The 12,316-nt window shown below is 35.3% G+C and carries 11 protein-coding genes; all 11 read right to left on the reverse strand.

What is annotated here, in order from left to right; all coding sequences use genetic code 11:
• Nucleotides 1-53 precede the first annotated feature (53 nt).
• Complete coding sequence (locus tag IEV72_RS13425; protein WP_188459637.1) at nucleotides 54-1,961, reverse strand: T9SS type A sorting domain-containing protein; 1,908 nt, start codon at nucleotides 1,959-1,961, stop codon at nucleotides 54-56.
• A 140-nt stretch (nucleotides 1,962-2,101) separates the two neighbouring features.
• Nucleotides 2,102-3,250, reverse strand: a complete 1,149-nt coding sequence (locus tag IEV72_RS13430) for a phage tail-like protein (protein WP_188459638.1) — start codon at nucleotides 3,248-3,250, stop codon at nucleotides 2,102-2,104.
• Between the two features lie 154 nt (nucleotides 3,251-3,404).
• The gene (locus IEV72_RS13435; RefSeq protein ID WP_188459639.1) at nucleotides 3,405-3,665 is read right to left on the reverse strand and encodes a GIY-YIG nuclease family protein; all 261 of its coding nucleotides are present in this window, start codon (nucleotides 3,663-3,665) and stop codon (nucleotides 3,405-3,407) included.
• Between the two features lie 51 nt (nucleotides 3,666-3,716).
• On the reverse strand, nucleotides 3,717-4,535 hold the full coding sequence (locus tag IEV72_RS13440; RefSeq protein ID WP_188459640.1) for a phage tail-like protein: 819 nt from the start codon (nucleotides 4,533-4,535) through the stop codon (nucleotides 3,717-3,719).
• A 67-nt stretch (nucleotides 4,536-4,602) separates the two neighbouring features.
• Nucleotides 4,603-4,929 (reverse strand): hypothetical protein, encoded by a 327-nt coding sequence (locus IEV72_RS13445; RefSeq protein WP_194428409.1) that lies wholly within the window; start codon nucleotides 4,927-4,929, stop codon nucleotides 4,603-4,605.
• 50 nt (nucleotides 4,930-4,979) lie between these two features.
• Nucleotides 4,980-5,903: a hypothetical protein gene (locus IEV72_RS13450; protein ID WP_188459642.1), complete on the reverse strand. Its 924-nt coding sequence runs from the start codon at nucleotides 5,901-5,903 to the stop codon at nucleotides 4,980-4,982.
• A 174-nt stretch (nucleotides 5,904-6,077) separates the two neighbouring features.
• On the reverse strand, nucleotides 6,078-7,313 hold the full coding sequence (locus IEV72_RS13455) for an Lcl C-terminal domain-containing protein (RefSeq protein ID WP_188459643.1): 1,236 nt from the start codon (nucleotides 7,311-7,313) through the stop codon (nucleotides 6,078-6,080).
• A 219-nt stretch (nucleotides 7,314-7,532) separates the two neighbouring features.
• Nucleotides 7,533-9,392: a phage tail-like protein gene (locus IEV72_RS13460; protein WP_188459644.1), complete on the reverse strand. Its 1,860-nt coding sequence runs from the start codon at nucleotides 9,390-9,392 to the stop codon at nucleotides 7,533-7,535.
• A gap of 110 nt (nucleotides 9,393-9,502) precedes the next feature.
• Nucleotides 9,503-10,906, reverse strand: coding sequence for a helix-turn-helix transcriptional regulator (locus IEV72_RS13465; RefSeq protein ID WP_188459645.1), 1,404 nt, complete (start codon nucleotides 10,904-10,906; stop codon nucleotides 9,503-9,505).
• A gap of 465 nt (nucleotides 10,907-11,371) precedes the next feature.
• Nucleotides 11,372-11,581, reverse strand: coding sequence for a hypothetical protein (locus IEV72_RS13470; RefSeq protein WP_188459646.1), 210 nt, complete (start codon nucleotides 11,579-11,581; stop codon nucleotides 11,372-11,374).
• A gap of 72 nt (nucleotides 11,582-11,653) precedes the next feature.
• A partial coding sequence (locus IEV72_RS13475) for a T9SS type A sorting domain-containing protein (protein WP_188459647.1) occupies nucleotides 11,654-12,316 on the reverse strand: 663 nt, incomplete at its 5' end.

Below are 12,316 nucleotides of genomic sequence, written 5' to 3' on the forward strand. Positions count from 1 at the left end.
AAAGTAAGCTAATTGCGATACCTAATTTTATATTTAATTTCTGCATGATCTCTTTATTTTTTAATTAATTCTTGGGTGTAGCTATTGCCTTCCTGGTCGGTAAGTTGTACAATGTATACACCAGAGGCTAAATGGCCTAAGCTTAAGCGCAAGTTGGTATTACTCATTGCTTCTGCTTTAATTTGCATTTGTTGTCCTAGCATATTGTAAACAGATAAATTTACTTTGTCTGTTAAGGCTAAGTTGCTTTGTAGTTGCACTACATCTACGGCTGGGTTAGGGTAGAGGCTAAACAACTTCTTGTCCACATCTTCCATGCTCATGGTTTCTGTATCAAACTTTAAGGAAAAACGTTGACTATCTAGCGATTCCGCTACATTGGTATCAACGCTAAAGTGATACGCTTCGCCGTCTTCTAACAAAGTTTCTGTTCCTAAATACGCATCTACTAAATAAACTTCTGTTGTTCCAAAATTAGATAAGTTGGCAACAAAGCTGTAGTCTTGATTTCGCCAATTGTTGGTAAATAGGGGAATCACCTCATCATTTTCTGGAAAGTTTCTACGCTGAATGCTAAACAAGCTGTTTGCATTAATAGATGCTAAGTTCTCATCTAAATTACCAATTTTACCGGCATCAAACCCATCTATGCCGTTATTGGCACTAGCTTCAAAACGCAAACGTATTCCATCGATTACGGCTTGGTTAGCATCTTGCAGGCTCAGCTGCAATTGGGCTTGCTCATTTACACTTTCTGATGATGGATTAAGATTGCTAACATCCTTCATGCTTTCTGTAAATTGCAAATTAGGGTTATTGGTATTGGCTCTTATAAAAAACGACTCGCCTGGTCCAACAAACTTATCAGCTGAAGAAGCAATTATGCTAGGTACACCACCATTACCTAAATCATCTACGGTTACAAAACCACCGCGGGTGTTAATCATCGGATCCCATACATAGAAAAAGACGGTATTTACATTCCCTGAATTTCCATTTAAGAGATCGCTTACATCTATTCTAGATTGATAGGGGTTAGCTAGAATACTGTAAAAGGTAGAGCTTCCCACCGTAACTGGGTTTAAGTTTTGGTTACCAGTTACTAAAGTGCCTTGAGATACGAGTGTAGTTTCTCCAAAAGATTCATTGGAGTTTAGGTCAATTCCACGATCGCCACGCACCATTAAACGGTAAGGTACACCTACGCTTAAATCTGTATTCTTAGTATTGTTAACGGCTTCCCAACCATTGGCATTACTAAAGCTAAATAAAGAGGGATTACCTGTAGCTGTATAATCTAATCCTGTAGTTGAATTAGGTTCTCCTTCTGTTCCTGTATTGTCTCCCGTAATATGGGTACCAATTCCAGCTTCATTAGCTCCGCTGTTTTGCCAGTTGTCAAAGATGCTACCACCATCTACGGGACTTGCCACCATCCTAAAGGCGCGTTTAGCAGGGTAGAACTTCTCTACACTAAGGTTGGCTGTTCCTCCGGTTGATTCTACTACATAAGCTTCTTGGCCCACACTAGGATTAAGTAATGTGATTTTGTCTCCAGCAGTAAGCGTACCGCTGGTTAGTTGTAAGGTTTCAATAATGCCTAAATGACCACCAATAACGTTGGTGGTTCCTGTGTTTTTGTCTAGCACTACGTGTTTTACTTCATCGTTAGTCCCAAATGTAAAATCATCTGTGCTATTGGCATTGGTTGTACCGCTTCCAACGACTAAAGTAGCATCATTAAAAGCAATGCTGCCAGCGCTATTGTCTAATCCGGCATCAACGGTAAAATTAATTGCTGTAGCTGGCTTAAAGGTCAGTGTTCCTTGGTTATTTACATCTTCGTTGGTGTAAAAGGCAGCATCGCCTGCTACGTAAAGTTCTGTACCACTGTTTATATGCAACTGGGCGTAACTCGCTGAAACCGCAAGTAAGAGTATTAAGTTGAGTAAATGTTTCATATTTATTGTATTTAAATTAATTTTTGAGTTGTTGTATATAAGCGTTTAAGTGTGCTAAGTTTTTAGGTTTTAATATAATCTCAACTATTAAGTAATGGATACAGACTATAAATTATAAGACAAATTGAAAAAAAAATCTATTATTTTACCTGCATGTTGGAACCAAAATTTTGAACTGCAAAACCTTCACTTGTAACAAGAGACACTTTATTATTTCCATCCAGATCTGTTCGAACAATGAATTCAATATTGGTACCATCATTAGCTTTCTCAACCCAGTAAATGTTAGTATCAGTTAATTGCATATTAGATCCAAAATTTTGAACTGCGTAACTTCCACTTGTAACTAGAGTCACTTTATTATTTCCATCTAGGTCTGTTCGAACAATGAATTCAATATTGGTTCCATCATTAGCTTTCTCAACCCAGTAAATGTTAGTATCAGTTAATTGCATATTAGATCCAAAATTTTGAACTGCAAAACCTTCACTTGTAACTAGAGTCACTTTATTATTTCCGTCTAGATCTGTTCGAACAATGAATTCATCATTGGTTCCATCATTAGCTTTCTCAACCCAGTAAATGTTAGTATCAGTTAATTGCATATTAGATCCAAAATTTTGAACTGCAAAACCTTCACTTGTAACTAGAGTCACTTTATTATTTCCATCTAGGTCTGTTCTAACGATGAATTCATCATTGGTTCCATCATTAGCTTTCTCAACCCAGTAAATGTTAGTATCAGTTAATTGCATATTAGATCCAAAATTTTGAACTGCGTAACTTCCGCTTGTAACTAGAGTCACTTTATTATTTCCGTCCAGATCTGTTCGAACAATGAATTCAATATTGGTACCATCATTAGCTTTCTCAACCCAGTAAATGTTAGTATCAGTTAATTGCATATTAGATCCAAAATTTTGAACTGCGTTACTTCCGCTTGTAACTAGAGTCACTTTATTATTTCCGTCCAGATCTGTTCGAACAATAAATTCAATATTGGTACCATCATTAGCTTTCTCAACCCAGTAAATATTTGATGGGGCATCGGTTGCAGCATCGCCCGTCATATTAGTCCAGTCCGTACCGTTATACAACTGTGCTTCGCCATTTGAGCCACAATTGGTACAATAAATCATTAATCCTTGGGCTGGGTTGCTGATAGTATTCCGCTCTGCTGCGGTCATCCGTGGTGGCAGGAAACCTTTGGTCGTGCTTTGTACTTCAAGTTGTGCTGAAGCATCTGGGGTCGTAGTGCCTATACCCACTTGGGCGTTGGTGGTGCTCAAGCCGATGAGGGCAAGCGTTACTAAAGTTAAAATAGTTTTTTTCATTTTTTCTTATTCGATATTTTTAATCAGTGACCGCTTCGCGGACAAATTGTTAAATAGATTCACCCTGTTAAATCCACTCTGTGGAAGGCTTTGCCTTATTTAACAGGGTTCATCCCTTGAGATAATTCGTTAATCTGCTTTTTAAATACCTTTTACCCCATGATGTTTTAAGGTATTTCTCTCTTTTGGTTGCATCTTGTTGATTTAAGCATCCTTCAAAGTATATTAATTTTATGGGTAAACGATTTTTAGTTGAAGAAACTTTCCCTGCATTATGCAAAGCTAACCTGTCTCTTAAATTATTGGTATAGCCCACATAATTATTGCCATCTTTTTCGTTTTTTAAAACATATACGTAGAAATAACTCATATCTAACGGGGTAAATGGTTTAACCCGTGAAACCTTTAAGTTTCACTGGGTTTAAAAAGCTCGAATAGCACGAACTCTACCAAGAACACCTTTATTAGCACCTCCGTTCTGGTTATCAAGGTTAAAGTTTTGCCCCCAAGCTGTATGATTTGGTGTGTTTTCGCTTGAACTCCAATGAAATTCACTAGCAAAACTATTCCCACCATTTTCAACTGAAGTATTATTTATAGTTATTTTATTTTGATTCATTAAATCTAGTTCGTCTTTTGATGGTAAAAACCAGTCACTATAGGTTGTTCCATCTATGCTAACAGCGTAGTCATTACAAATAGATGCAGCATAAGTTCCAGTACCTTGGTTAGAAATGATAGCAGTTGTGTTGGTCTTTCCTACACCTATATCTGTTGCAGTAGCCCCTGTTGTTGTGTGAACTCCATTAAACCATTGTACTGCTGCACTTTGGTCTACTATAGCGCATATCAAACCAACATCAAGGATTCCATCTCCATTTAAATCGGTGGGTGTTGTTGCAACATAAAACACAACTCCGCCATCACGAAAATCTCCTACTTGTGGAGGTTGTACCGCAGCGGCAGTTCCACCCGTCATATTCACCCAAGCAGCTCCGTTATATAATTGTGCTTCGCCATTCGAGCCACAATTTGTACAATATATCATTAATCCTTGAGCTGGACTGCTAATGTTGTCGCGGTCATCTTCAGTCATCCGTGGTGGCAGGAAACCTTTGGTCGTGCTTTGTACTTCAAGTTGTGCTGAAGCATCAGGTGATGTTGTCCCTATGCCTACTTGAGCGTTGGTGGTGTGTATAGCCATTAGCGATATTACCATTGTAAATAGTGTTTTTTTCATCTTGTTTTTTATTTACTGCAATAATAGATCTATTTCTCTTGTTATCTTTATATATTTTCTTTACATATTAATATATTCTCAGCGCAGTAGGTAATTGCTTAAAAAGCCCGAACAGCACGCACCCTGCCTGTGAGGTACTTAGTGCTGCTGGACTGGAAGCCATCGTAGAAGTACTGCCTCCAAGCGTAGTTGCTACTTTTCTCGGTAGGTACCAATCGTTGTAACCGTTTAAATTTAAATCGGCACACAGCCTTGCAGCTATTCCCACAGAATTACAACTTGGTATAATATTCATTGTGTTGGGTTTAGCGTTTGAAAATTTTAAAGTTTCAAGCTTTTTCTGCACCTGATTTCGAATTACTAATACATAAGTGGCTGGTAATAGCTCACTCATATTAATGTAGCTTTGGTGGATGTTGATCGAACCGGTTTGTAAATTTATTATTAATAACCATAAGCTGGAATAAGCCATACTTGTCCACTACTATCTTTTATAGTTAAAAATTTAAATTTACTTATAGGATATGGGAGACCCATATCTCCAGGGTCTGGAGCAGGTAAGAAAAAATCCCCAGTAAATACAATAGGGCTAAAGTTGCTATCATATAATGTTGGTGCTCCTGCTTGGTATCCTGAAAATCCTATTGAAAAAGCTGACTCGTGTATTCCTAATTTAAATTGTCCTGTTGTGTCTAGATTAGCAGAAAACAACGTATTTATAGGACCACCTTGATTATTATAATAAGGCATAATAGAATTTGATTGAGCATCAAACATTTGAACTGGATTTGTACCAGGGTTACCTGGACCAGTAAACCCGGGATTACCAAATAAATCAAGCCCTTCAAGAGTTGTTATTCCTTCTCCGTCACTACCTTGTGGTCCTGTCAGGTCTGGGGTGGTAAAACTACTACCATTGCTAAAGTTAAGGGTAAAGGTGCCATTGCCATTATCAATCGTAGAGGTAATCCCTACGCCATCTTGTCCGTCTTCACCATCGTTACCAGGAGTACCCATTGCACCTTGTGGTCCTGTTGCTCCCATGGCTTTCCAAACATCATTTGATGCATTGTAGTGGTAGTAACCCGTTTCGGTGATATTGGCTGTCTCTGTTTCAGTAGAACCAGCAGATACATCATTTATATATATAATGACTCCATCTTGGTCAGTACCATAAGCTGCTATTTTAGCGTCTAACTGACCAAGGCTAAGCACAGGAGCACGAACACCATCTGCAGTTGTTGTATTTGTGGGGTTTCCTTCTACATGAAGAGTTGTCTTTGGGTTTGTTGTGCCTATACCCACTTGGGCATTAACTACACCAAAACTTAATAGAGAAAGTATAAGAAGTATGTAAAGTGGTTTCATGTTTTTTTTATTATTATGCCAAATTAAGTTCAGCATCTTATGTTTTCAGCAATATTATTTTTTGATCCGACACGTATAATTATTTTCTTGTCTGTAGATTTTTTGCACATACGCATATCATTTATTTATTTGATTTTTAAACAGTTATCATAAAAACATTTTTATTTTCTTCAATTAAAATTCTCTAACGGGTCTTATTTTATATGAAGTTGACTTGGAAGCTTGAATATTACTTCCACTTAATATGTCTGTTGCCCATGCAGATGTTGATGGGTTGTTGGAATGTGGCGTACAAGACCAGTAGTATCCACTAGTGATACCCGTAAGGTTATTTAAAACATCACCCTGTCTAATACCACCATTTATTAAGTCTTTTGAAGGTAATAACCAATCACTATAGCCGTTTAATGTTAAATTGTTACATAATTTTGCAGCGGTATTGGCATCACTACAGTTGTTGATTATGGCTTGGTTTTGAGAAGAAGTAGAAGCAGCAGAACCTCCCGTAATCATCCCTGCTAAATGTGTACCTTCACATCCCCATGCAGCTGTTACAGATAAGTCACTTTCTGCAACCACAAACCCATGCATTTGTCCATTTACAAATCCATCTTCCCAAGGTTTATATAAATAAGCAAGTATTCCGCCTTGATAGCTGTCACCTAGCTCATGACTGTAAGTCTTAAAAAAACTAATATCTTCAGAAACAAACTCACCATTAATCAAGACGCGGTAATAATAGGTAGTGTTAGCTTCAAGGCTTGTAATATTCACATCACTTTGATTTAAATATTCTTGATTTAAATCAGACAAACTAATTGTTAGTTCAGTTGAGTTGATAGGTACTGGATTAGGGTTAGTAGAAACTAATAAACTCATTTCAGTTACATTTGGGTCAAGACTAGTTCCAAAACTTATCTTAACTCTTACCTTTGCAAAATCAGTTTTTAAATCTTGGAGTTCCGTAGTTAAGTCATTAAATTGATCTTCAAATCCATAGGATACTTGCGATGATGCAGCGGTTACCCAACTTAATGCACCATTAACTACCTTAAGTATACTTCCTTCTTCTCCAATGGCAAGGTTGACCCATTCTGAACCATCCCAATACAATATGTCGTTTGCATTGCTTGATTCTGGAAGCTTAGAACTAGTAAGACTTTCCCAAGTTGTACCATTATAAACTTCTATACAAGCCTTATCTACATTATAGATAGTTAAACCGGGTGTAAGGTTTAGTATACCGTTTCGTTGTATTGTAGTTAATCTAGGGGGAAGAAAACCTTTATTGGAGCTAGTAACATCTAAAGCAGCACTTGGTTCTGGGTTTATCGTACCAATACCCACTTGTGCCGATATGGAATTACAAAACATCAAAATAGCTATTAAACTTAATAATCTTCTTTTCATACTTATTGCTTTAAATTTGGAATTTTATTAAGCAATATTATATAAGCATGCCGACTCGAACAAAAAATGCTGTTATCAAGTTGTTAGCAAGATTGTAAAATGCTTGTTATCTGACTAATAATTCTTTAATTGAGCTATTATTTTGTGTAGTTAGTGTATGCGTCTATACTAAACCTAAGCTTATTAAAAATAGTAAAAAAGAAAAAGCTAAGGATTATCTTATTTTTTTGAACCAGAGCCAGACGTAGGCTTAATTTTAGGTTTTCTTTTATTGTCCTTTATATTTTTAGCATTATTTTTGATGCTTTCAGGGATATTTATTTTGGTGTTCACTTTCTTATTTGTCTTTTTTTCGTTGTAAAACATACCTGCAGATTCTGGTTGTCCGTATAACTCTGGTGAAAGGTATTTGCCTTTTCGATGTCCTTCTTTTTCAACTACATCTTTCCCTTTTTCAGGATTTTGCTGCATGTAAGCATCATTCCGGTTAGCATAAATAGTCCAAGACACTTTAGTGTCAGGAGCGCCTCCAACTTTAAACTGATTAGCTTCAATTTCTTGTAATACATAAGGATTTTGACTGGTGCCAATAGCCGTTAACTGATAACTGAAATTTATATTAATAAGATCAAAATACTCCGGTAATTCTAAAGTGGCTTCACCGTTACTATCAAGTTTTACAACACCTCTATACATATTAAGCACTTCGTTTGATTCTATAGAAAAGTGCTTTAGCATTTTGTTGGCAGGATCTTCAGGATGATCAATTACAAAGGTCTTAGTACCAGTAGAACCAAAATCACCAGATGAAAAAACACCATAAAAACCTCCAGTGCCCAACATGCCTATACCCCAACCAGTTGAAGGTGCAGATTCTCCTTTAACAGCTATATGGTCTTTTATATTTGTCCCCGTGTATGAAAAATCTGCAACTGATATTTGGCTAGGCAAAGTATTACTATTGTTTATACCTAAAATTGCTGAGCCTTGCCCTTCACTATATGAAAATAATGTAGCATAAGCATTATTAGGATTAATGGTGTTAAATTGTGCTCCATTACCAGCTGAACCTTCGTGTCTAATCCACATACCAAGGCCTCCTCCGTATTGAGTACCAGCATAAACAGCTCCCCAAACTGTGTTTGAAGTAGATATGGATGTAGCTGTTTTTACCTCTCCAAAATAGGCAAAAACATCTCCACCACTTCCTGCTGAAGGTGTTGTAGGGTTATCAGTTGCAAGCACATAAGAACCGGTACCTTCTTCAGCTCCTAGATAAGTATAATTACCTGTTCCACCTGAAGAACTTAAATCATTTATGATACTTGTATTATTACTGCCTAAAGTATTAACAATTCCATTACCAGAAGCTACTATATTATCCAAGCCTGTTCCAGATCCTTCATGATTTAAAGCCAATGCAGGATTAGCATTGCTACTTTGCATATTTATATATTCACCATAGCCTGCACCATCTTGCCATACTGTTATTCCAGCAGTATTAGCACCTGTTGTGTCATCCATTTCAACATTAATCCCGTGACCAGTTCCTTTTTGGTTAAAACGAGCAACTGGTGCATCTGTAGTGGTTTCGTTTTTAAATACTTCCAATTTAGCTCCTGGATTTACTGTAGATACACCTATATTACCAGTAGCAGTAATATGAACTCTCTCTGTATTATTTGTTTTAAAAGACAAACCGGTAGCATCTGTAGTTCCAATAAAATTTGTTGAAGGATTAGTATCAGAATTACCGTTTAGATTCCATACACTTGTTGACGACAGACTAGACGTATTCAATCGAATCCATAAAGAACCGTCCCAATAATAAAAACCAGGTGTAACCTGATTTGGTCCGGCTGAGGAAATATTGGTATTATACACCAACTCAGAAACTGTTGGCGTAATAAGCGTTTCTACGTTGGTTGCTGATAAAGCAATTCTTGGAATAAGTAAACCTTCATTAGAAGACACAACGTCTAAAGCTGCATTTGGATTTGTAGTACCAATACCTACTTGTGCCCAAATGGAATTACAAAACAGTAAAATTACCACTAAACTCAATAATCTTCTTTTCATATTTTTTTATTTTAAGTTATAAATTTTTTTTGCCAATAATATATGAGTATGCCAACAAAACCAAAAAAAGCTGTTATCAAGTTGTTAGCAAGGTTGTATAATTCTTGTTTTTAGGTTAATAGTTCTTTAATTAAGTGTTCGAAATGAAGTTTATCTTTGCAATTCATCTTTTTGAGTAGACGGTTTTTGGCAACGCGGTAAGAACCATATGTTAAGGAAAGTAGGCTAGCACTTTCCTTATTAGAAATACCTAATAGAGATAGGTAAATAATTTCAATTTCCTTTTTTGTTAAGTTTGGATAATTATTATTAATATTGAAGTTGAGTTGTGGAAAGTCTTTGATTAAGGATTCGTATAAATCGTAAAAACTTTTACTTGTGTCCTTTTTCCTTTTCAAAGTAACTGCGTAATTCTGCTTAACAAAATTATTTTTCAATTGGGTCAACTTTTCTTTTTGTAACTTAAGTTGTTTCTCAGTGCTATATAGCTTTTTGTAAATATTTTTCTTCTCTTTATTTCGTTTATTAGTAATAAACAAAAGACTAATGATGATTAATAAGGCCATTATTGCTAGGATAAAACTATAGTTTTTAAGTTGTTGATTTTCTTCTTTAATAGCAGATCGTTCAAGCATTAAAAACCCAAATTGTTTCATCATTTTATTATATTGTTCAGAATGATAGTAAGGTGCATTTTTTTTAGCAACTTTACTTTTCTCTACAATGGTAATTAACTCTTTACTGCTCAAGCTAGCCCCATAGTCTTTAAGTAAAGTTTCATAAATATTAAGCTCATACCTATATTTTTTTGAACGTTTATAGCCGTTTGCAGCATTTTTATAATGATTAATTATTTCATCGGTAGAAGAATTTGTTTCTGATTTAACATTTGCTAATACTTTCTCGTAATCAGCCTTAGTCCAATTTGGAAGACTATCTACATAGTAGCTCAATAATGGCAATAATTCAACAGCTTTTTTAGTGTTTTTTTGGTTGGCATAAGCTAAAGCTGCATTCGCGCTTGACTGCACTTTATTAACATCTCTAAAATCAGTACAAGTTTCAATATAATTTATAAACTCTTGATATGCCTTAATTGCTTCATCAGTATAATTATTATGATAAGCTACAGCGATGTAATTATTGATGATTCCAATTTTTACTGCCTTATGTTTTGAACTACATAAGTTTTGAAAAATAAACGATTTATGATTTTTAAAAACTACTACTGTAAGGTCCATTGCTGAACCCATGCCAGAAACTGTAATTAAGCCCTTTAAAGACTTTAGTTTAAGTAGTTTTCGATCTTGGTGATTTGGACTTAAATTTTTCACAAAACCTAATGCTTTTTCATAATCAAGTGTGCTAGCCGCATAATCACCTAATTTATAGGCTTGTTTTGCTGAGTTTAAATAGGTGTTTACAGAATCTAATTGAGCATATATTTTTTGTTGTGAAACCATTAATATAAAGCATGAAACAAAAAATAATTTAATTTTAATTTTTTTATCCACTTGTTTTAAATTTAGTGTAGTATAGAATTTAATTTTTTTTAGCAAGCTTTTAATAAATGAAATATCTTTAAGCTATATTCTCAATTATGCTGTATGAAATTATCCTACAAACAAAAATAAATTGATATATTCTGTTCATATCTACTGAATGTATGTTCCATCCTAAAGCTAATAATGTTCACTACAAAATTATCATTATCTGTCGCTTATATTCTACAAAGATATTCAAAGTAATTAATTTACAAATCACAAAAAACCACCTTACTTGCGTAAAAGGTGGTTTTTAAAAATAACTCACAATGATATATTTACATCCCTTGCTTCATCAACTCAAGCTCTTTTTCAAGCTGAATTTGTTCTTAAAGAACGAAGATGATGTATATAAGAATTATAGCAACTGCTATGTATAAAATATAGGATACCACATCGAGCTTATTGATTTTTTTTAACCGCTTCAACATGCTTTTATGCTTTTATTTTTTTAATACCAAAATAGCTACCTAAAATTAATCCGGCATATATTAACATGTTAATCGTTGCTTCGGGTACATCGTTTACATTATCGTTATCAAAATCGAATACTTCTTCTAAACTCTGTGCTTGTGCTTCCGGCATGAGTACAAACATGAAAAGTAAGCTAATTGCGATACCTAATTTTATATTTAATTTCTGCATGATCTCTTTATTTTTTATAACATGCCCACTACTAGTTTTAAATGAGTAGTGGACATGTTTAAGGTGTTTAGTTTACTTTTTAATTAATTCTTGGGTGTAGTTATTGCCTTCCTGATCGGTAAGTTGTACAATGTATACACCAGAGGCTAAATGGCCTAAGCTTAAGCGCAAGTTGGTATGGCTTATTACTTCTGCTTTAATTTGCATTTGTTGTCCTAGCATATTGTAAACAGCTACATTTGCTTTGTTTGTTAAGGTCAAGTTACTTTGTAGTTGCACTACATCTTCGGCTGGGTTAGGGTAGAGGCTAAACCACTTTTTGTCTACATCTTCCATGCTCATGGTTTCTGCATCAAACTTTAAGGAAAAACGCTGACTATCTAGCGATTCCGCAACATTGGCATCAACGCTAAAGGAATAAACTTCGCCATCTGTTAACAAAGTCTCCGTACCTAAATACGCATCTACTAAATAAACTTCTGTTGTTCCAAAATTAGATAAGTTGGCAACAAAGCTGTAGTCTTGATTACGCCAGTTGTTGGTAAATAACGGAATTACTTCATCATTTTCAGGGAAGTTTCTACGCTGAATGCTAAACAAGCTGTTTTGATTGACAGAAGCTAGGTTTTCATCGATATTTCCCATTTTAGCAATATCTGCTGCATCTACTTCAGTAATTCCATCAGCGGCAAAACGCAAACGAATGGCATCGATAATCTGACTTTCTTCATTTTG

This window comes from Psychroflexus planctonicus (assembly GCF_014640195.1).
In the GTDB taxonomy this organism is placed as follows: Bacteria; Bacteroidota; Bacteroidia; order Flavobacteriales; family Flavobacteriaceae; genus Psychroflexus; species Psychroflexus planctonicus.